Source organism: Dehalobacter sp. DCA, assembly GCF_000305775.1.
Taxonomy (GTDB): Bacteria; Bacillota; Desulfitobacteriia; order Desulfitobacteriales; family Syntrophobotulaceae; genus Dehalobacter; species Dehalobacter alkaniphilus.
Genome location: NC_018866.1, coordinates 2,283,975 through 2,305,893 on the forward strand (window position 1 = coordinate 2,283,975; position 21,919 = coordinate 2,305,893).

At 45.0% G+C, this 21,919-nt stretch carries 18 protein-coding genes, 1 tRNA gene and 2 riboswitches; of the genes, 4 read left to right on the plus strand and 15 right to left on the minus strand.

Annotated elements, in window-relative coordinates; genetic code table 11:
- Positions 1-304 precede the first annotated feature (304 nt).
- The 7 genes from DHBDCA_RS11020 to DHBDCA_RS11050 form a co-directional block, all read right to left on the minus strand.
- Positions 305-1,222 (minus strand): SufB/SufD family protein, encoded by a 918-nt coding sequence (locus DHBDCA_RS11020; RefSeq protein WP_015044287.1) that lies wholly within the window; start codon positions 1,220-1,222, stop codon positions 305-307.
- A complete protein-coding gene (locus DHBDCA_RS11025; protein ID WP_015044288.1) occupies positions 1,216-1,965 on the minus strand; it encodes an ABC transporter ATP-binding protein in 750 nt (249 codons plus the stop codon). The genes DHBDCA_RS11020 and DHBDCA_RS11025 overlap by 7 nt, the downstream gene beginning before the upstream one ends.
- A 196-nt stretch (positions 1,966-2,161) precedes the next feature.
- A complete protein-coding gene (locus DHBDCA_RS11030) occupies positions 2,162-2,692 on the minus strand; it encodes a DUF2284 domain-containing protein (RefSeq protein WP_015044289.1) in 531 nt (176 codons plus the stop codon).
- Between the two features lie 326 nt (positions 2,693-3,018).
- A complete protein-coding gene (locus DHBDCA_RS15825; protein ID WP_242824898.1) occupies positions 3,019-3,489 on the minus strand; it encodes a hypothetical protein in 471 nt (156 codons plus the stop codon).
- A 394-nt stretch (positions 3,490-3,883) separates the two neighbouring features.
- On the minus strand, positions 3,884-4,081 hold the full coding sequence (locus tag DHBDCA_RS11040) for a hypothetical protein (protein ID WP_015044292.1): 198 nt from the start codon (positions 4,079-4,081) through the stop codon (positions 3,884-3,886).
- A 536-nt stretch (positions 4,082-4,617) separates the two neighbouring features.
- Positions 4,618-4,694, minus strand: a tRNA-Val gene (locus DHBDCA_RS11045).
- Between the two features lie 81 nt (positions 4,695-4,775).
- A complete protein-coding gene (locus tag DHBDCA_RS11050; protein WP_015044294.1) occupies positions 4,776-5,405 on the minus strand; it encodes a site-2 protease family protein in 630 nt (209 codons plus the stop codon).
- Positions 5,406-5,602: 197 nt separating this feature from the next.
- Between DHBDCA_RS11050 and DHBDCA_RS11055 the strand changes: the two genes are divergently transcribed.
- On the plus strand, positions 5,603-5,950 hold the full coding sequence (locus tag DHBDCA_RS11055; protein ID WP_015044295.1) for a cupin domain-containing protein: 348 nt from the start codon (positions 5,603-5,605) through the stop codon (positions 5,948-5,950).
- 150 nt (positions 5,951-6,100) lie between these two features.
- Here DHBDCA_RS11055 and DHBDCA_RS11060 read toward each other — a convergent pair whose 3' ends face one another.
- The 5 genes from DHBDCA_RS11060 to DHBDCA_RS11080 form a co-directional block, all read right to left on the minus strand.
- Positions 6,101-8,053 (minus strand): carbohydrate-binding domain-containing protein, encoded by a 1,953-nt coding sequence (locus DHBDCA_RS11060; RefSeq protein WP_015044297.1) that lies wholly within the window; start codon positions 8,051-8,053, stop codon positions 6,101-6,103.
- Positions 8,054-8,329: 276 nt separating this feature from the next.
- Positions 8,330-9,187 (minus strand): cation diffusion facilitator family transporter, encoded by an 858-nt coding sequence (locus DHBDCA_RS11065; protein ID WP_015044298.1) that lies wholly within the window; start codon positions 9,185-9,187, stop codon positions 8,330-8,332.
- Positions 9,188-9,357: 170 nt separating this feature from the next.
- Positions 9,358-9,457: riboswitch (NiCo riboswitch) on the minus strand.
- 90 nt (positions 9,458-9,547) lie between these two features.
- A complete protein-coding gene (locus tag DHBDCA_RS11070) occupies positions 9,548-9,976 on the minus strand; it encodes a hypothetical protein (protein ID WP_242824899.1) in 429 nt (142 codons plus the stop codon).
- Positions 9,954-10,898: a phosphodiester glycosidase family protein gene (locus tag DHBDCA_RS11075; protein ID WP_015044300.1), complete on the minus strand. Its 945-nt coding sequence runs from the start codon at positions 10,896-10,898 to the stop codon at positions 9,954-9,956. Before DHBDCA_RS11075 ends, DHBDCA_RS11070 begins: the two co-directional genes overlap by 23 nt.
- Positions 10,899-10,998: 100 nt before the next feature.
- Positions 10,999-13,545 (minus strand): cation-translocating P-type ATPase, encoded by a 2,547-nt coding sequence (locus tag DHBDCA_RS11080; protein ID WP_015044301.1) that lies wholly within the window; start codon positions 13,543-13,545, stop codon positions 10,999-11,001.
- 53 nt (positions 13,546-13,598) lie between these two features.
- Positions 13,599-13,695, minus strand: a riboswitch (NiCo riboswitch).
- Positions 13,696-13,910: 215 nt separating this feature from the next.
- On the opposite strand from DHBDCA_RS11080, the gene DHBDCA_RS11085 reads away from it, so the two are divergent.
- Positions 13,911-14,402 carry a DUF2127 domain-containing protein gene (locus DHBDCA_RS11085; protein ID WP_015044302.1) on the plus strand — a complete coding sequence of 164 codons (492 nt, stop codon included), beginning with the start codon at positions 13,911-13,913 and terminating at the stop codon, positions 14,400-14,402.
- A 24-nt stretch (positions 14,403-14,426) separates the two neighbouring features.
- On the opposite strand, the gene DHBDCA_RS11090 is transcribed toward DHBDCA_RS11085, so the two are convergent.
- The 3 genes from DHBDCA_RS11090 to DHBDCA_RS11100 form a co-directional block, all read right to left on the minus strand.
- Complete coding sequence (locus DHBDCA_RS11090) at positions 14,427-16,253, minus strand: APC family permease (RefSeq protein WP_015044303.1); 1,827 nt, start codon at positions 16,251-16,253, stop codon at positions 14,427-14,429.
- Positions 16,254-16,545: 292 nt separating this feature from the next.
- Positions 16,546-17,247 carry a response regulator gene (locus DHBDCA_RS11095; RefSeq protein WP_015044304.1) on the minus strand — a complete coding sequence of 234 codons (702 nt, stop codon included), beginning with the start codon at positions 17,245-17,247 and terminating at the stop codon, positions 16,546-16,548.
- Entirely contained in the window at positions 17,240-19,924 is a 2,685-nt protein-coding gene (locus tag DHBDCA_RS11100; protein ID WP_015044305.1) for a sensor histidine kinase, read from the minus strand. The genes DHBDCA_RS11095 and DHBDCA_RS11100 overlap by 8 nt, the downstream gene beginning before the upstream one ends.
- 174 nt (positions 19,925-20,098) lie before the next feature.
- Between DHBDCA_RS11100 and DHBDCA_RS11105 the strand changes: the two genes are divergently transcribed.
- Both DHBDCA_RS11105 and DHBDCA_RS11110 read left to right on the plus strand, forming a co-directional pair.
- Positions 20,099-20,770 (plus strand): response regulator transcription factor, encoded by a 672-nt coding sequence (locus DHBDCA_RS11105; protein ID WP_015044306.1) that lies wholly within the window; start codon positions 20,099-20,101, stop codon positions 20,768-20,770.
- 67 nt (positions 20,771-20,837) lie between these two features.
- Positions 20,838-21,854 (plus strand): sensor histidine kinase, encoded by a 1,017-nt coding sequence (locus tag DHBDCA_RS11110; protein ID WP_015044307.1) that lies wholly within the window; start codon positions 20,838-20,840, stop codon positions 21,852-21,854.
- Positions 21,855-21,919: the final 65 nt, after the last annotated feature.

The following is a 21,919-nucleotide window of genomic DNA, read 5'->3' on the forward strand; positions in this document are numbered from 1 at the left end:
ATAATGCACATCCTGAATGCTGTCGGTTTAATTTGATTGCTTTAAAAGATTATAACTTTCTTGCTCCGTGGGCTTACTGCTCCTTGCCATCCTTGGCACCGCGGCATTAGCCCATCCGTGGGCGTCACAAGGCCAGCAGCACTTGCTGCTTACTCCGTAACGCTCTTTTCACTTCACATTTAGCAAGAAAGTTTGCGCATCTTCCCATCTCCGATCAAATTTATCTATTAAGAAAGACTCCAAATCACCCTATTGATAGATCACTTAATCTTAGTATTATATCAGATAACCCTATCATTCGATACTAGGCTAGAAAACCCTGCAGAATCATATCTTCAGCTTCTTTTTCCGTGAGGCCAAGCGTCATCAGCTTGATCAGCTGATCGTTTGCAATCCTGCCGATCGCCGCCTCATGGATCAGCTGAGCATCCGAATGGAAGGCCGAAATTTCCGGAATAGAAGAAACTTTCGCTTGATCCATAATAATCGAATCACATTGAATATGTCCGCGGCATTGGGCATAGCCGCGCATATTCAAATGAAAAACTTGGGTGGAATTATCCTGCGCCACGGAACGTGAAATGATCTGGGCGGCAGCATCTTCTCCTGTCAGCTCAACTGTAATATTGGATTCGGCATTCTGGTTGGTGGTAGTCAGCAGTCTTTCCATGACAATCAGACGCGCGTTCTTGTGCAGGCGCACTTCCGTATCCCTTTTGGTTTGGTCGACACCTCTAATCTGAACCATTTCCAGCTCAGCCACGCCGCCCTCTTCGACTTCAATAATCGTCTTCGGATTCAAAATCCTTTCCCCGCTGCCATCGCCTTCGCCGTAGTGTTTTTCCACATACTTCATCTTGGCGCCCTTACGAACAAAAAATTCGTGAACGCCATCATGCTGGGCTTTCTTGCTTCCCGGGTTATGAATCCCGCAGCCGGCCACAATCAGAACGTCCGAGTCGGCACCAATTTCAAATGTATTGTAAACGAGGTCATCCATCCCTTCAGATAGAATAACCGGAATATGCACGCTTTCTCCTTTGGTTCCGGGTTTCACAATGATATCAATGCCAGGCTTGTCCTGCTTGGTGATAATATCAATATTTGCAGTCGTATTTCGTCCTGCTTTCTCACCATTTTTACGGATATTATAGGCTCCATGAGGTATTTCATGCAAATCAGCGACTTCAGCCAGAATTTTTTTATCGATCGCATTCAACATTGGGCTTTTCCTCCTACAATGGTACAGTTATTTCTGCATTCGCAGTTGGAATCCAGCAGCTCGATTTCACCCAGAATTTTAGCCTTGGTGGTCACTTCGCTGATTTTTCCGTCGGACACTAAAACAACCTGGTCGGCCAGACGGAGAATCCTCTCCTGGTGAGAGATAATCACGATCGTCGTGTCATACTTTTTATTTAAATTTTGGAACGTCTCGGTCAGCTTCTGGAAGCTCCACAGGTCAATCCCTGCTTCCGGTTCATCAAAGACAGCCACTTTCAGGTTGCGCGCTAAAATACTGGCAATTTCAACTCTCTTTAATTCCCCGCCCGAAAAGCTCGCATTAATTTCCCTGTCCAAATAATCCTGCGCACATAAACCCACATCATAAAGCAAATCACAGGAATTTACCTCTTTATCCGGACCGGCAGCCAGCTTCAAAATATCGCGGACCTTCATTCCTTTGAAACGGGGCGGTGACTGAAACGCATAGCCGATACCCAGTCGTGCTCTTTCCGTAATTCCCATACCGGTAATATCGGTACCATCCAAAAGTATTTTCCCTGCCGTAGGCTGGTAAATACCCATAATCACTTTGGCGATCGAGGATTTTCCTCCCCCGTTCGGACCTGTCATGACGTAAATTCTTTTCTTATCCAGGGTGAGACTGATGTTCTCAAGAATTTCTACATCTGTTCCCTTGTCATCGTCTAACGTCAGGCCGACATTTATCAGTTCTAACATCTCAATACCACCTTTTAAGCATTTTCCAATTTGAAAATGGTTGCAACATCTTCCATCATTATCTTCTGATAGATATTTCTCCGGATATTATAGCATCCCAAATAAAATAAAGGAAATCCCAGTGTTCTTTAAATTCTTAATTACTTTGTTAACGCCTCAAAAAACAATTAACTGCTATTGAGGGCAAATATCTTCCTTAATGGTTATAAAGCACAAGCGTGAAAAAACCGACTTTTCCCATTCCTGCGTTATACGTCATATTCTGGTCTATGGACATCCGGACGACATCGATCCCGCTGCCTTCCATCGAATATTGCTTTTTGTCCGGGAAGCGGCAGGGCTCTTCCTCAAGGGCCGAGCATTTCTCGCACAATGTGCAAGGACCTGCGCCCATGATCAGAACATCATCCGCAGTGAATTCTTTCCGCAGCGCTTTGTTCAGATTATCCAGAATCTCAACCGACTCCTTCATTTCTTTTCTGGAACGGATCGAGATAATTTTGCAGAGAATGAAAGCGTGACCGTATTTCTGAACCCTGGCTTTTCTTTCCTCCTCCGTACCTGCTCCGGGCGGACAGGCATGGTTCTTTCCAAAATTCCCGCAGGTATTTCTGGCGCACTGATTGAATACATCCTGTGAAAAAACAATGTTATCAACTTTGATTTCTCTGTATTCATCAAATCCCAATTTTGTGAATATTTCGATTAACCGCTCTCTTAGATCCATGTTCTTTAGCCCCTTTTTTCTTCATTTCTGGCACGCAGGAAGCTTGGAACCCTACATATGGAATACTATACAAACTGATCAATTAATTCAAGGGTAAAAGGATTGCTAAAATAACAAATGTAAAACACTCCAGGTAATTAAGCTGGAGCTTTGTTTCATTGTATAAAATTTTGGTGGATTTCTAGAGTTTGACCCAATTTTTGACCGAATCCTTATTTAGCGATTACTCCTGCAATGCTCTTCCCTTCTCTCAGTGCTTCTTTTATTTGGCCTATATTCAATAATCCAGCAAATTCAAGGGGTTTCAGATCATAAAAAAAGAAGGTTTATATTACCTTCTCTTCTAATTTTGACACCCTGTCTTTTATTCGGCTTATGTCTTTTTCAAAGCCAACCTTTAGATATTTATGTATATCTGCAATATCTTGTTTTAATTCTTTTTTCATTTCCTTTTGTCCTTTTTCTAAGGATTCTAGTTTTTCATCCATTGAGTTTGTTTTACTATCCATAGATGATAACTTTTCTAGGATTAAGTCAAGTTTATCCATTTGGCAAACATCTCCTTTGTCCATTAGTATAAATGGAGCAGCGTCATATGTAAATAAATATAATAAATCGGTAAACGACAAATACTGAGCCACTACTGAAATAAATCTTAAGCAAAAGCGAGTAAAATGACCTTGTAAGGTGAGCAAGTAAGCAAGGGGATGGATTATACCTTTTGAGATTTTGAACGGCTTATGCCTCTTTGTCTTAAATTTGTTTCTAGCAAATCCTTGAGAATCTTTTCTAGCCATAAAAAAGCAGAACCCCAATCATCTTTATAAATGAACTGAGTTTCTGCTTTGACCTTTACGATCCCCCGCACTATAACATATGTCTTGTCCTTAAAAATGTTACAAGTCTTTTCACTTACAAAATATTCGTTATTTTTATATATCAAAAGAGAGCTGAAATAGCTCTCTTAGTTTTTCTAAGTTATTATTTTGCCTAGGTTTCTGACTAGGTTTTTGACTAGGAACTTATGGATACTTATAGTAATTTGCGGTATTCTAAAGTACATTTTTAGTATAACTGCTCAACCCCAAATATATTTTCAAATCTGGCACCTGATGCGGATCTATAAGGAATTCGGGCCTAAACGTTTTTGGGTAATTTTAACGAGATTAATATAAAAAAGAAAGTAGTCTGTTACATTACTTTCTTTTCTAATTCTGTTACTCTGCTTTTCAGCCGTTCAATATCTACATATACACCTTTTGAAATGTGCAAATTGATGTTTGTTACGTCTTTTTGAATTTTCTTGACTGATTTTTCTAAGCTATCAAGCTTTTCAAGTTTTTTGTTAATGCCTTGCAATTCGCTTAGAATTGATTCGTTAATGTCCATTTGGATCAACTCCCTTTCTTTTAGTATAAATGGAGCAGTTTCTTATGTAAATAAATATAATAAATCGGAACGGAATAAATAAATCTTGACCAACAATTAAACGAATATAATTTTCAGCAAGAAAGCTTGAATAAAAATATTATATCCCCAGAGCAGTATAGAAATCTGCCTCTCGAATAATTTCAATTAATCTTCCGTTTGCCTGTGATTCCAGAGCTTTTTTTACTTTATTACCATAATTTCCAGCACTCCAAGCTGAGCTTCCCTGCCCTCCTACAACCAAATCGCCAAAATAGGCGGCATAATGACAGAATTTATATATAAAAAGAGAGCTATTTTAGCTCTCTTAGTTTAATCTAGCTTATTATTTTGTTGACCGAATTTTGACCGAATACTTACGGAAACTTAGGGAATTTTATGGACATTTAGTTTAATTTATCGTTCAGGCCCACATGTTTTTTGTCTTCTGAAAAACCTGGAAATCCGCTTTTACCAACGGACTCAGTCATATTATTTAATTTAGAATAATTCTTATTTGGTGGGTTTGATAGGATTCGAACCTACGACCCCCGCGATGTGAACACGGTGCTCTAACCGGCTGAGCTACAAACCCACAAATAGCATGGACATAACTTATTATAGCCCTATTATCTGGGAAATGCTACCCTAAAGCTCTAAAAAGCAACGATCTTTATCAAAGTAAAGGACTGATTAGAAACTTATAGATATACTCAATGGGCGGCCCGATCACGATATTGATCACATTTGTAATAATCAAAATCAGTAAGATAAACGTACTCATCTGATAAATTTGGCTGTACAGACTACTGTCTTTCAAACCGAGCAAACCAAAGACAACATGGGAACCGTCAAGCGGCGGGATTGGTAGAAGGTTAAAAACAAACAAGACGACATTCATCCAGACCGCATTAACAAAGATCGTTTGCAGAATATTTAAAGTATTTTTATCGAGGACGCTTTCTGGAATATAACTGGTGGCCCATATCAGGACCACGAAACATACCGCAAGCAACAAGTTCATCACCGGTCCGGCCAGGGATACCAGGATGTCATCTCTTTTTCTGTTTTTAAAATTGCTGGTGTCAACCTGAACAGGCTTAGCCCAGCCAAAATGGGCGATGACCAGCATCAGAAATCCAATAATGTCAATATGAACCAACGGGTTAAGCGACGTCCTGCCCTGCAGTCTGGGCGTATCATCACCGAACCACACTGCGGTCTGGGCGTGTGCAAACTCATGAAAGGTAAGACCAATAATGATTCCGGGTAACATATAAAGGGTTTGAACAATATCAAAATCCATGCTTTACTTCCTTTCGGGTAATTTGTTCTCTTAACTTTTGAGAGGCCGCCACATTAAGGGGATAAAATCCTATAATCCTAATAATACATAATTCCGGCCCATTTGACAAAGGAATACTTCAGATACAATATAAGATACAGGATAAGATACAGGATAAAGCTTAAGAATATGTGAATAAAGAAAAGGAAGTGATCCTTATGGAAAAACATTTTCTTAAAAACATTGATTTTGGTAAAGTTCTGGATATGGCTTCTTTGGTAGATTACCAGAACGGTCAGGTCGTCAGCAGAACGCTGGCCCAGAACAAAGCCTTAAGTCTGACACTTTTTGCGTTTGATCTGGGAGAAGAGATCAGCTCCCACTCCTCTGGCGGAGATGCGATGGTCTACATCCTTGATGGCAGCGCCCGGATCACGATCGGATCTCAGGACCATGTGCTGGAAAAAGGCCAGACCATCGTCATGCCTGCAGCTATCCCACACGCCATATTTGCTGCCGCGAAATTCAAAATGCTACTGATCGTTGTATTCAATATTGACTCATAATAGACTTTGCTTACACAAGAACCCCCCTGCAATCGGGAGGTTTCTTGTTTCTGATGATCATCGGCTTTTCTAATATTTTACTGCCTTATTTTAATCGGATATTTTTGGTTCAATATTCTATCTACGCTATCAGCTTATCTGTATACCTTCCTATCGTTTGAAGCCTCTTCCGCCTCCCGGCCCGCCACCGGATCCAGGCTGAGTGGTCCCGGCTCTGCCGCCCATTCCTCCGCTATAGGAACCGACACTCGTAACCTTCTCGGAAATCGCAACCTCTTCGTAGCATGTTCCAGCCGTATAGGTTCCACCTGAATAGAGACCGTTGGCAGAGGTGCCTGTTGAACCTCCTCCATAATAAATCTTGTAGGTTGTGCCTTTGGTTAATTCCGATGAACATACGACCAGGTTCCGGAACGTTTTGGTCGGCGCGAAAGTAAGCACTTCTTTTCCATCTGCAGTTTCGATCCTGACGATCGTACCGGCCTGCTGATCAGACGGCAGGTTAATGTTCAAAGCGTAGAGGGATGAATTCGTATCCGGAGCCTCTGCCATGCCTGCGCTGCCTGCCGCTGCCAGGAACCCGCCGGTTACGGTGAATGATCCGGTATAATCCAGAGCACCGTTGCCGTTATCCGTTGGTCCGTTGACAATTACCTTTCCATCGGTCATGGTGACTGGTCCGTTGATATCAATCCCATCACCGCCTGAATCAACAACGATGGTACCACCATTGATACTCATACTGCAGTCACCCGAAGACGCAAAATCATTTTGACCCGGCCGGCCATTCACTGAGGAAGAATCTGTACCGCCTGCACCGTTGATACCATCGTCGCTTGACTTCACGTTCATATCCCCGCCATTGATATTGATCACAGCACTTTCAATTCCCTCATAGGATTTCGCAATCGTAACCTCTCCGGCGTTAATATCCAGCGTTGCATCGGAATGCATCCCGTCATCACCGGCTGTAATATTAATCTTTCCGCTGTTTACCGTTAAACTGCCATTGGAATGGATCGCATCGTCCGCCGAGTCAATGCTGATCGTACCACCTTCAATCGTAATTGCCAAACCGGCCTTGAACCCTTTCATACTGGCAGTTGACGTACTGTCATCGGTCGAAGTTGCTTTGGCCGCGGCATCGCCGGGTCTCATCATACCTGAATTTGTTTTTGTATTAATGCTGTTGGCGCTGCCTCCGCCGGACGTAATATCAATCGTTCCGTCTGTGCACCAAATGCTTGTTTCTGCCTGCATCCCGTCTTCACCAGCGGCAATATGGATTGTTCCTGCTTCGATCAGGATAAAGCCTTTAGCAGCATCCGCATCATTAGAAGATTTAAACCCGTCATCTCCTGCATTCACCGTGATACTACCATCTTTAACGGCGATGAAGTCACGGCCAATGATCCCGTTATTCACGGCATTGATGGAAATGTTGCCGTTCACGATCCTAAGTTCATCTTTGCTCGTTATGCCATTTTTGAAGTTAGCTTTGATATTCAATGATCCGCTGCCATTAATCGTCAGGTCACTTTTACTGAAGATCACTGCATTCGGTTCCTCTTCTTTAGGATCCGAGTAAGTGTAGGATGAGCCGTCCTTCAGCGTATTTTTTGTGCCGTCTGCCATGGTAATGACAGTCTTCTCAGATTTCAGCACATAAATAGGTGCACTGGTTGAACAGGTCATATCGACACCATTCAGGATCAGTCTAACGGTTTTGCTGTCCTCGGTGTAGACGATAATCTGAGCGTCGGCAATTGTGCCGCTGACAACATACGTACCTGCAGATAGAATGGTTATAACGTTATCGACGACGCTGACTCCGCTTCCCTCTGTCTTTACGGATTCCCCTGAAAAAGTAATATGCGAAGCCTTGGCATCATCCCATTCCGCATATGTATCTTCATCATTATATTCAACGGAGATACGGCCCTCAGTACTGTCCAGGACAGTACTGGAGCTGTCCGATTCCGCTGTCTTCTGTGAGGAGCAAGCTGTTAACGTTAAAAGGGATACGCACAATATAGCAATCATGCCAATGAAAATTATTTTTTTCTTGGAAATATTGGGAGTATTGGGGGTCTTAGGTCCCATCAGTCTTCATCCTTTCCAGGAATCTTTTTTTGTGATTGTACAACAGGTTTGTGACTATGAGGTGTAGGCAATGTGACAGAATGATGAAAACATTCAACAATCGATAATTAAAAGCCGGTTCAGATCGAACCGGCCTTATACTAGGTATCCTATACTATTGTAATTCTCTTTCATTTGTCCATTGTTCCAAAAAAATTCTCATAACGGATTTATCATGCTGTCTTGTGGCAGCTTTTACGTATGTTTTTACTTGTCTATCTCTTTATCTTTCTGATCTTAATAAGGGTCAAGATGGATATTCACGCGGGTATTTTTCAACTTGTCACTCATGTCCTTTTTCAGGGTTCCAATAATATCATGCGCTTCTTTGACGGTAACGTTGTGATCGATCGTAATGTGAAAATCGATGTGTTTCATATTTCCTGATTTTCTTGTTTTAAGCTTGTGATAATCTCTGAATTGATGACTGTGCTCAGAAATGATCTTTTCAATCTCAGCTTCTTCTTCATCAGAGAGCTTCGAGTCGAGAAGGAAGTTAAAGGCTGTTTTGCATAAGTGAAACGCTTCTTTGATGATCAGCAAAGCCACAATAACCGCGACAACGGAGTCCAGTGCGGCAACTCCGGTAAGTTCAATCAGCAGGATTCCTACGCCGACGCCTAACGACGTATAAACATCGGTTTTCAGGTGAAGTGCATCTGCTTCCAGGGCCATGGATTCCTCTTCTTTGCCCACCTGATATAATTTTTTTGATACAACCAGATTGACAAGCGCCGATACCAGCATCACTCCGATGGCAACAGCTGCCTGTTCAATCTCGGAAGGCTCAAATATTTTCTTAATAGCTTCAATAATAATCAGTGCCGCTGCAACAAAAATTAGAAGCCCTTCGACAAGGCCCGAAATATTTTCGATCTTTCCATGTCCGTAGGGATGATCCTTATCCGCCGGCTTTGTTGACTGTCTCACCGAGAAAAAGGCGACAATCGATGCGGCAAGGTCCATGCTTGAGTGGATCGCCTCGGAAATAATACTGACGGAACCACTCAGAATGCCTGCTATGATCTTAAATATGATCAGCGCAGTATTCGAAAAAATGGATAACAATGCAAACTTGACTCTTCTGTCAGCCACCGCTTTTCTTCCTCCCAAAATCACCAAAAATATCAATTTCTTAAAATTACCTAGTACCTTGTTAACCCTAAAATTACAATATAATGACGAGCAGATTTCTGTAAGACAAGGCAAATGATTGAGAAACCCCTTCTTATATAAAAAAACTGTGGAACTATAATTGTTGGAAATATAGTCCCACAGGGTTTGTCTCCTGCTGCCAGTATACCGGCCCAGCCTTATACACCTAAATCAAGTGTCAAGTGTATCGGCCTGATCGATGCGCAATATTTTTTGATAAATCAAGAACCAGTATATTTGAAAACAACCTCTACTGTCAATATCGTTTTGCCTAAAACTTGAGATAGCTCTACCTAAAATTTAGGATAGCTCCCTGCGTTTAAATACCATTGCAATCAAGCACACCAATCCTGCTGCCGCCCCGGCCCAGCCGGTCACTTGGAACAGCTGAACGTAGCCGGATGCAGTCCCGGCAATATCGAGTATCCCCTTCAGCAGACTGCCTACGGTTAATACCGCAATGCCGGAATTATAGATATTGTAAAACAAACGATAGTTTCTGCGATCGCTGATCCGGGGAACGATCAGCCCCAGAGTAAAATAGAACAATGCGCCGCCCAAAAGCGGATACAGAAACATCAGGGTCATTGCCGCCGAACGAACCCCATGACCGAACTGTGCATAGATATTATTGACAGCAATGGATACCGCTGTGAGTATCAGATAGACAATCACCGTTTTGCGGATCTGCCGTGATCCTTCCCTACTATTCATTACCGATATAGACAATGTCGCTCACCTCTCTCTGCTGAGAACTCCTGCCATCGGTCGGATGATTGACGATTTCTCCGTTAAAGTACATGGTCGAAGAGCCTCCTCCATCCAAATTATACGCGATCGTACATCCTCTTTCGGCAAACTCCTGCGCAAGCTCCAGCAAGGAAAATCCTGCGCTCTCTTCCGTCCGGCCGTCAGAGACAATTACGATATAATGCAGACCGGAGACCTGACCGATCGCGGTCCTCGGATTGCTGTTTTTGGACTGGGATACCTCACTGGTACTGTCTACCACGATTTCTCCATTTTCGATCAGGGCTGGTCCAAATGAAAGCACCTGCCAGGTATTTGTCAGGGAATCGGCACTGACCGCATTTTCATTAATAATTGAGAAATTCCCATGGTCGTCAATCACCAAGGCTTCATCGTTTCCGGCCTCCCGGGCCGTATCCCTGTACAAGACGCCATTGCGTAAAACATAACCGTTATTTCTAAATCCGTAGTAGTCGCCATTGACCGCGAAGATTGCCTGATGTTCTTCGGCCATATCCGAGGTCGTCTCCTTGAGATTGCGCCCAAAGCTGTTCTCGGCCAACGCCGTTTTCAGGTAAGACACATCGCTGAGCCGGATATCGGCGACATAAAAGGTTGTTTCATACGCCTGTACTGTGTCAATCGTTATTTTGATATTTTCATCCTGATAAGAATGATCGGTAACCGCAGCTTTAGTCTCCGACCCGGACTCGGACGGATCCTCTGCTGCACTTTGCTGCTCAGAGGATGTATTTTGCTGTTCGGCAGCCTCGCGCTGCTTGACTTCGGTCACGTTCTTTGGAATTACAAAGGTGTCCAGCAGAACAAAAACAAAAGAAAATGTCAGTAAAACAGCTAAGACGGCCGCCCAACGGTAGGGTTTGGCTAAGAATTTTTTCATGTTGCCAATGAACACTCCTGTCTTCTGTCATCGATTTCTGTTTTATCTTAAATGACCCATGTGACAGTTTGATGAACTATTGATGAGCATTCATTGAATATTATGTTCTTTTCCAGCGCTTAAACCCTTTGACAACCTCATACCATCCGACAGATACGACGGCCAAAGCAGCGGCCAGGATAAGCTGTTTCCAGGACAACGGCGCGAGCTTCAATAAGTGATTCAGCGGTGTATAGATAATAAGAAGTAATCCTGCTATTGTTCCAATATTTACCATCCACATGACCTTATCTCTAATCAGTTTCGCAAAAGACCGAAAAGCAGAATCCGTATTGGAGCTGTTCACCTGAACCAGCACTAGGTTTGCCAGCAAAATAATCGCTAGTGCCATGGTCCTGGCCAGAGAAGCCTGATCAGGATGGTTGTTTAAAACAGTGAAATAGGTTCCGAATGATGCACCAAAGATCACGAGACCCTGTAGGACACTTTTAGACAGTATTTTTGCAGTGAGCAGCTTTTCATTGGGATTCCGCGGAGGCTGATCCATGATATCCCGTTCGGCCGGCTGCCGCTCCAGCACAATTGAACAGGTGGGGTCAATAACAACTTCAAGCAGTACCACGTGCAGCGGCAACAGCAAAAGACTCGCCGGACTGATTCCCAGGAAGGGTGCAAGTAAAGAGGCAAATGCGATCGGGATATGGATCGTGAAAACATAGCCCACGGCTTTTCTGATGTTATCATAGATTCTTCGGCCATCCTTAATGGTATCAACAATGGTTGAAAAGTTGTCATCCAGCAGGACCAAATCGGCAGCCTCACGAGAAACCTCAGAACCGCGCTTGCCCATTGCAATCCCAATATCGGCATATTTCAAGGCTGGCGCATCATTGACGCCGTCTCCGGTCATCGCGACAATCTCGCCGTTATCTTTAAAAGCTTTGACGATTCTCATTTTATGTTCCGGAATCACCCTGGAAAAGATACTGACATCCTTGACTTTCTCACGCAGTTCTTCCTCGCTCATTTGATTTAGCTCATCGCCGGTGATAATCTTATCGCAGTTCGGCATGTTAATCTGCCTGGCAATCGTGCTTGCCGTAATCCCGTTATCTCCGGTGATCATAACGACCCGGACCCCGGCTTTGTTGCAGATTTGAATATCCTGCTTAACAGATTCCCGCGGCGGGTCGGCAAGACCCACCATGCCACAAAGCTGCAGCCGGCATTCCGGCAGGGTGTCCGGGACTTCCTCTTTGCCGGCCAGTACCATTTGGCCAACGGCAATCACCCGCAGACCCTGCTGCGACATTTCTCTGATTTTGTGCTCGGCAACTTTTCTCTCCTGATCCGTCAGACTGCATACGTCCAGAATACGTTCAGGCGAGCCTTTGGCTGCAACCACAAGCTCATTTTCATTTTGCCAGACGTGTCCCATCATCTTGGTCTGGTCCGTGAACGCATATTCTTTGATCAGCTCTCCGCCAAAAAGGAGCTCTCTGCCTATCCCTTGCACTTCACAGTAAGCAATCATAGCCTTCTCCATCGGGTCATAGGCATCCGGCTCGCAGCCCATGCCCATAATCCGGATCAACCCTTTGCCATCGTCGTTCAGACTCCAGGTATCCCGGACCGTCATTTGGTTCATGGTAATGGTACCTGTTTTATCGACGCAAAGAACGGATACTGCCCCGAGCGTTTCTACGGACGACAATCTTCTGACCAGTGACTGCTTTTTAGCCAGCCGCCAGGCACCCATGGATAGAAACACGGTCAAAATAACAGGAAACTCCTCCGGGATCATGGCCATGGCCAGGGTGATCCCAGACAAAATGCTTTCAATGACCCGTTCACTGCCAACATGGTCCGGCAGATTGAAATAGGTCACGACTCCGACCAGTGCGAATAAGACTGCGGCAATTCCCGCGCACAGCTTGACCAGTTTTCCGGTTTGTTTTTCCAGCGGGGTCGGACGGTCAGGCGCAGCGGCTATCTCCTGCCCGATTTTCCCGTATTCGGTGGCCGGGCCGATTTGATCGACCCTGATCGTTCCGGTGCCCTGGGTAACCAGCGTCCCGGCGTAGCAATAGTCCCGCCGCCAGTATTCTTTGCTGTCGAGGGACAATTCCCCATTGGCAGCCTTATCTCCGTAGACAACTTTCCAGACACCTGCCGATTCGCCGGTCAGCGAGGATTCATCGACACATAGTGTACTCGCTTTTAAAACCGTGCCATCCGCCGGCACTTTGACGCCTTCAGCAATAAACATGATGTCGCCGGGCACCAGGTCCGAACTGTTGATGATCTGCATCATCCCATCGCGCAGTACGGAAATCTTCGGCGTGGATAAATCCTTCAAAGCCCTAAGTGTTTGGTCGGTTTTCCATTCCTGGATGACTTCTATGCTGATAATCCCGACAACAAAAACAAGCATGATAGCGCCGTCCCGGGGTTCTCCGAGGATAAAATAGATCACAGCCGCAATGAGCAGCAGCAAAAACATTGGTTCACTGATTACCTGCAGGATCTTGTGCGGAAAGCTTTCTTTTTTTTCAGGCACCAACTCATTCTTTCCGAACCTTTCCTGAAGCTGTCTGGCTTCGGAACTTGAAAGTCCCTGCAGTTCCCTGATTTGTTGTTCTGTCATACAGATGCCTCCATTATTGTCTTGAAGGATATAAAAATACCTGTAGAACATTTTACTGTCCCACAGGTATATGTTATCATCACCTGCTGCCCATCGGGCCCAGCCCCATGAACTTGTGTCCAAGTTCATCGCCTGCTCAGTTTGTACTGTAGATTAATATGCAGTGCAAAGAGATAGTTGAATTTTACCATATCGTTTTTTTTTAAGCAATATTTTATGCAAATTTTATTTAGACGATTTTATTTAGCATTTTAAGGCATCAGCTTTTTTTAATGAATAATTAATTGAATTTTAGTGGACATTTAATAAATATCGTATACGATTGAAAGAGACCAATTTTTTAATATTACGCAAAGGATATAAGGATGACAACACCTAAGACAAATAAACAGAAAGATATTCTCCATATCGGCTTCGAAATCGGTTTGCTGATGAAAGGCGTTGACGGTCTACTGGAAATCATCGGCAGTATCTTGCTGCTGTTTCTGACGCCGGACCGGTACAACTGGCTGATACGCCTCTTGACGCAGCATGAATTATCTGAAGACCCGCAAGACTTGTTTGCCAATTACCTGATTAATTCCAGCCCCAGCTTTTCCTTCAGCACGCAGCATTTTGTGGTATTCTACCTGCTGTCACACGGGATCATCAAATGCATTCTCGTGCTTCTGTTATGGCGCCAAAAACTGTGGGCTTATCCTTTGGCCATTTTGTCCTTAATCTTGTTTGTCGTTTACCAGCTTTACCGCTATACGTTCACACATTCCGCATTTCTGATTCTGCTTACGATCTTCGATGTGCTCATGATTTTCCTGACTTACAAAGAATCGAAACAAGTAAAATCTAAGGCTATGTGATTCTGTTTGATCGGTCATTTAGTTTCATTTTTGTAAATGGTACGGTATCGTCGCCACGCACACATTTCTCCGATATAACAAATGTGTGCGGATTAGTAAGCTCGACTGGTTATGCAGAATATGGTGCCATCCTTTTTTCGGAATAAATTCCGGGATCAGAACCATGATCTGATAATTCTGATCGGTTGCTTTGTGTTCGATCATATCGATAAATTTGGTCAGCGGGTGGATAATACTCCGGTGTAGAGAATTCAACGTTACCAAACGGACGTCGGGATTCCATTTCTCCCACTTTTCCTCGAGCTTTTTCTCTTCTTCCTTATCAAAGCAAACACTTACCGCAATGATCTGGTTTGCCGACAGCGATTTCGCATAGTTTAACGCATTTTCCACCACGCGCGTGATGCTTGCGACAGGAATAATGATAATATTTCCTTTAATCGGTACTGTTGGTTCAGCCGCTGATACCCGAAGCTGTTCTGCGACGTCCATATAATGCTTGTGGATTCTGTGGAAGAGCAGAATAATCAACGGCAGGAAGATTAAAATCGGCCAAACCTGCGTAAACTTGGTTAACAGGAACATCATGACAACGACGAGGCTGATCAGCGCCCCGAGCGAATTAATAATCAGCTTTGGCATCCAGCCTTTCGGCTTTTCGCGGAACCATTTCACGATCATTCCGGTCTGGGCCAGGGTGAACGGAATAAACACGCCAATCGCATAAAGCGGAATCAGGCGTTCTGTTCGTCCTTTAAAAGCCACAATTAAAAGGATCGATAAAATGCCAAGGATAAGGATTCCATTGGAGAATCCAAGACGGTCTCCGCGGATCGTGAACATCCTTGGAATAAATTTGTCTTTAGCAAGATTCACAGCCAGCAAAGGGAAAGCCGAGTATCCGGTATTTGCGGCCAGAATCAAAATTAACGCGGTTGTACCCTGAATAAAGTAGTAGATAAAATTACGTCCGAATATTCCCTCAGCCATTTGGGAAACAACCGTTTCCTGTGCATTCGGGGCTATTCCATAATAAAAGGCCAGAAACACAATCCCCGAAAATAATATTGCGAGCAAACTACCCATCGCCATCAATGTTTTGGCCGCATTATTCGGAGCGGGCTCTTTAAAATTCGGGATCGCGTTGGAGATAGCTTCAACGCCAGTCAAAGCCGAACAGCCGGAGGCAAAGGCCTTGAGCAGAATAAACAGGCTTATTCCTGCGACAGGTGTGCCGACAGCCGCATGCAGTTCAGCCGGTACTTGACCGGTAAAGACATTGTACAGACCGACACCAATTAAGATAAACAGGGCGGCCACAAACAAATAGACAGGATAGGCCAGGATAGAAGCGGATTCTCTTATCCCGCGCAGATTAAGGACCGTAATTAAGAGAACAAAAAACACAGCGATCGCTACCGTATGGGCATGCAAGGCCGGGAAAGCTGAGGTAAGCGCATCGGTTCCCGCAGATACACTAACCGCTACAGTCAGAATGTAGTCGACCAGCAGGGAGCCTCCGGCGATTAAGCCTGAATTCATGCCGAGGTTGTTCTTCGATACGACATACGCTCCGCCGCCGTGCGGATAAGCAAAAATGATCTGCCGGTACGACAGGATTAAAGCGATTAAGAGAACCAAAACGCCGATCGCGATCGGAACAGAATACCAGAATGCTGCCGTTCCGACCGTAAAGAGAACGATCAGGATTTGTTCCGGGCCGTACGCTACCGAGGATAAAGCGTCGGAAGAAAGAATCGCAAGGGCTTTCTTCTTGTTCAACTTCTGTTCGCCAAGCTCCGTTGATTTTAAGGGACGCCCGATTAAGAAGCGTTTAAGGGCAGATACCATGAAATGTTTCACCATCCAATTAAAATAGTTGCTGTACGTATAATGCCTATAGAAAGCTTGGCTGGCGCCAAGCCTTTGGCAATCGTTCCTTGCCATCCATGGCCGTTGGCAGCCTTCGCTGCACTGAGATATATTATGAAGTACTTATACTTCATGATATACCAAAAAAGGTTAATTTCGTTCGCACACCTATTTATAACACCGATGGCATAAAGAAAGAATTCAGATATATGCCCTTCATATAAAGAATGTATAAAGATTATGGTAAATAAAAAAAGCCCGTTTGTACGGGCTAAATCTCCTCAACCATTCGGTATCCTACCCCAACCTCGGTTAGAATATACCTGGGTTCTGCAGGGTTGATTTCCAGCTTTCTGCGGATATTGGCCATATTGACCCTGAGAGCTTGGATCTCATTGGTGTAAGGTCCCCATATTTCCTTCATGATGAAATCGTGGGTCAGTACTTTCCCTGTGTTTTTGGAAAGCAGCACGATGATCTTGTACTCAATCGGTGTAAGGTGGATTTCTTTACCGGCCATGGATACAAGCCTTTTCTGATAGTTTATCTCGAGATCGCCGACTGTCATCTTCTCTGATTCGGGGAAACTGACACTGACGTTCTTTTGACTATGACGGATCCCGGTTCTTATCCTGGCCAGCAGCTCGGAAGTACCAAACGGTTTTGTCAGATAGTCGTCCGCACCAAGATCCAGGGCTTCGACTTTTTCCCGCTCCTGTCCGCGGGCCGACACAACGATGATCGGGATTCCACTCCACTGCCTGATCGTACGCAGCACTTCCACGCCGTCCATATCCGGCAAACCGAGATCGAGCAGGATCAAATCGGGCGAATAGGATGCCGCCATTGAGACAGCTTCTTTCCCCCGGGCCGTCCGGATAATCTGATAATCATTGGAAGTCAGGATCGCCGAAATAAAGTTGCAGATTTTTTCATCATCTTCGACAATCAGGAGCAAAGATTTGTTACTCATAAATGTTCTCCTCCTCCAGAGGCAGTGTGAACCGGAATACGGCACCGCCCTGCTCTTTGTTGGCAGCCTCCATTTTCCCATTGTGAGCCTTGATAATCGACATGCATATTGACAGACCGATTCCCATTCCGCGGGCTGAATCCGAGCTGCGTTTGCCGCAGGGCACATAACTTTCAAATAAATACGGGAAATCCTCTTCGGCAACTCCTGGTCCGTTGTCACTAACCTCAAAGACAGCCTGAGCTCCGGCTTTTGTCACCCGCACCGCGGTCACGGCGTCATCCGGAGAATGTTTGACCGCATTTTCGAGCAAATTGATCAAAACCTGCTCAATCAGCTTGCCATCCATCGGCACCAACAAAAGGTCTTCAGGCACCTGCACCGTTATTTTACGGTCCGGGTATCGATGACGGGTTCTGCTGATCGCTTCAGCCACGATCTCCTCAGCGGCCTCAAATGTTTTGGCGACATTCATGGTTCCTTCCTTGATCCGGGTCACGGACAATAAGTTTTCGACCATGCGTATCAGCCATTGCGAATCTTCTTTGATGTTCGAGACCAGTTGGATATGCGTCTCTTTATCCAGATGATCACCATTTTCAAGGATTGCTGAGCTCGCCCCGAGAATGCCGGTCAGCGGGGTCCTCAGATCGTGTGAAATTGCGCGCAGCAGATTGCTTCGCATTTTTTCTTTTTCTGATTCGATTAATATTTGCCGTTGTTCATCAGACAGGTACTGCCGTTCCAAAGCCATGGCGACTTGGGAAATAATCATTTTTAGCAGCAGACGGTTATTACGGCTTAATCTGCCTTTGAGACATGAAATTCCAACCACGCCAAGCACATCGCCTTGGGAAATGATCGGCATATAATAAGCGCCTGCTTCTGTATGTGTATCTGTTCCTACGCCGGCCTGTTTTTGATTGGCAAATACCCATTGAACAACCTTGCTTTCGCGCTCCGACAGCAGAAATGAAGCATCAGGTTCTGCGGAGGATTGCGTCAGGATACCTGATGAACCATGATGATTTGATGAACGATGCAGGTTTGCTGACCCATACTGATCCCGGGTGTAAAAAACCGCCGAGCATTTAAAAAGCTTCACAATATATTCGTTGGTCAGCGTAACAATATGTTGAAGTCCTCTGGTCGTTAAAAGCCTTTTATTAATCTCATACAATAACTCAGTACGCCCTTCTCTTTCCGCGGCGAGCCGTGCCTGGGTCTGAATGCGGACAGTCGTCGTACTTGTGATCAAAGCCACAACCAGCATAATCACAAAAGTGACTGGATAGCCTGTCTGGATGGCATAAAACGAGAAAAGTGGAGAAACAAAAAAGAAGTTAAAAACAAGTACACTTAAGACCGAGGCAGTAATGCCGTATACATACCCCATGGTGAGTCTGGAAATAAAAAACACAGACAAGATGTAGACCATGATAATATTTTGATTGCCAAATTCCAGCGCCCGAAGGCCAAAGGAAAGCAGGGTCGCCCCAGTCAGAACCCCTATCGTTTTCCAGATATCCGGCCAGGATAAGAACAGATCCTTACTGATCCGCTTCCGTCGCGGTTCGCGATAGGATCTTCGAGGCCCGCTGCTTGGGATGATATGAATTTCAATATTTGGCAGCAGCCCGATGAGCTTGTCCTCAAGTGCCGGATCAAATAATGTTTTCAGCGTCTTTTTATTTCTGCTTTTTCCAATGACAATATTCGTAATGCCGGTAAGCCTGGCGTATTCCGCGATGATGGAAGCCAGACCTTGTCCGTTCAGCGTCACAATCTTTGCGCCTAAGAGCTCGGCCAGATCCAGATTCTCCTGGACGTTTTTCTTTTCTTCTTCCGTAAAATATCTGCTTTCCATATCTTCGATATATAAAGCAGTCCACGGGGCATGAAAGGCCTCTGCCGATCTGGCCGTCCAGCGGATGCATTTAGCGGTCGACGGAGAAGAACTGATACAGACTAATAGCTTAATACCAGCTGTTTTTGCGGATAAGAGCTGTTCATTTTGATTCTCATTAACGATCCGATCCGTAACCTTGCGCATAGCGGTCTCCCGCAGGAGGCGCAGGCTTTCAAGACTTAAGGGACATTTCTTTTCCGCATAGCGTTTCATCAGTTCGTCCGGCTCAATATCGATCAGCTCGACTTTATCGGCGCTGTCAAACATATAGTCCGGAATCGTGTCCTGCTCATTAACCTTCGTGATATCCTGCACAAGATCTCTCAGGCTTTCGATGTGCTGCACATTGACTGTGGTGTAGACGTCAATTCCGGCGTTCAGCAGCTCTTCAATATCCTGATAGCGTTTTTTGTTCCGCATGCCATCTGCATTATTATGGGCCAGCACATCAACCAGCAGGAGCTCAGGTTTTCTTTGCAAAGCGGCGTCCAGATCAAATTCTTTGCGGTATCGGTTTTTATGGTTAACAGTCTTCGGCGGCAAAGCCGGCAGCCCATCCAGCAGCTGAATGGTTTCAGAACCTGTATGCGGCTCCAGATAACCTACGACAACATCTACCCGGCTTTTCAGCTGGCTGCGGGCATCATCAAGCATCGCATAGGTTTTTCCTACACCCGGGGCATAGCCAAAGAAGATTTTTAGTTTTCCGGTTTTCTTTGCAGCCCTGGCGCGAATATCCTGCACGCCGCCACCACCCTGACTTTTCATTCGTTTAACTCTTCATCGTTTAGCTTTTATAGCTCTCTATAGAACATTATCATACGCCCGATAGGATGATTTAGCAAGAAGCGTTCAACTCACCTTGCCGCTTCATTTGAACACATGGTATACTGAGGAAAATTATGCAATCAATCTCTTATTAGCAAAGTGTGGGTGACGACGTTGCACAAAATCCTGATTGTCGAGGATGACAGCATCATTGCAAAGGCAATCAAAAACCATATTGAAACATGGGGCTGCGAAGCAGCATGTGCCGCAGATTTCAAGGACGTCCTGTCGCTGTTTGTCCATTATGATCCGCAGCTTGTGCTGTTAGATATCTCTCTGCCGTTTTACAATGGCTACCATTGGTGCAATGAGATCAGAAAGATTTCCAAAGTCCCGATCATCTTTATCTCATCCACCTCGGACAACATGAATATCGTGATGGCCATGAATATGGGCGGCGATGACTTTATTGCAAAGCCGTTTGACCTGGATGTCCTAACGGCCAAGGTACAGGCCCTGCTCCGCCGCACCTATGATTTTTCCGGACAAAGCCATCTTCTGGTGCATCATGGTGCCATCCTGAATATGAACGATGCCACCCTGACGTATAACGGCGAAAAAATTGACTTAACCAAAAATGACTATAAGATTCTGCAGCTGCTGATGGAGAACAAAGGAAAGGCCGTCAGCCGCGACACGATTATGCTGCGGCTCTGGGAGACCAACAGCTTTGTCGACGAGAATACGCTGACCGTGAATATGACGCGTCTGCGCAAAAAACTCGAAGCGGCCGGTCTTTCCGACTTTATTACAACAAAAAAAGGGCTTGGCTATCTGGTGCCATAATCAGCAAAGAATCCATCATTTGGTTTCATAAGTTTCATAATTATGAAATTAGTCTCATGGAGTACGTATGCGTGAATCAAATAGGAATTGCACGAAACCAAATATTTTGTTAAATTATCTGCAACATCACCTCGGGACCATTGCTCTTTTTGGCCTGTTTGCAGCCGTATTTGCCACTGTTTTTTCTCTTTATGCTTTGCCTATAGAGGCTGTTGCCTATGCTGCCCTGCTCTGTGTCTTTACCGGTCTGATTTTTGCTGTGGCCGGCTTCTTCCGGTACTTCAGACGCCATAAAACCCTGCATGATATGCTGAGCCGCATCACCCTGAGCGTGGACGGCCTGCCTGCCCCGCGCGATTTGCTCGAGCAGGATTACCAGGCTCTTCTCCAAGCGGTCCATACCGACCGCATGCTGCGGATCTCCCAGGCCGACAGCATCAAGAGCGACCTGACCGACTATTATACACTGTGGGCTCACCAGATCAAGACGCCGATTGCCGCGATGCAGCTGCTGCTTCAGTCCGGAAACCCGCCCCAGAAAGCGGAGCTCTCCATGGAGCTGTTCAAAATTGAGCAGTATGTTGAAATGGTCCTGTACTATCTACGACTGGACAGTGACTCTTCTGACTTTGTGCTGAAAAAATATGACTTAGACGAAATTATCCGCCAGGCGGCGCGCCGGTACGCAAAGCTGTTCATCCTGAAGAAAATACCGCTCGATTTTACGCAGAGCGACCTGACTGTACTGACGGACGAAAAGTGGCTCGTATTTGTGCTTGAACAATTGCTTTCCAACAGCCTGAAATATACAAAGGAAGGGAAAATCTCCATTTATACCGAGGACCAGACACTGCTTATCGCGGACACAGGCATCGGCATCCAGCCAGAGGATCTGCCGCGGGTGTTTGAAAAAGGCTTTACCGGCTACAACGGCAGGCAAGACAAAAAATCTACCGGTATCGGGCTGTATCTCTGCCAGCGTATTCTGACCAAGCTCGGGCATGGAATTGAGATTGAATCTGAGGTGGGTAAAGGGACTTCTGTCAAAATCAAACTGGATAGTATTGATTTTTTTGCTGAGTAGACAGAAAAATAGATGTTTGATCACTCAAACCTTACAAAACGGTAAGATTAGCCGGGGAAATGAAA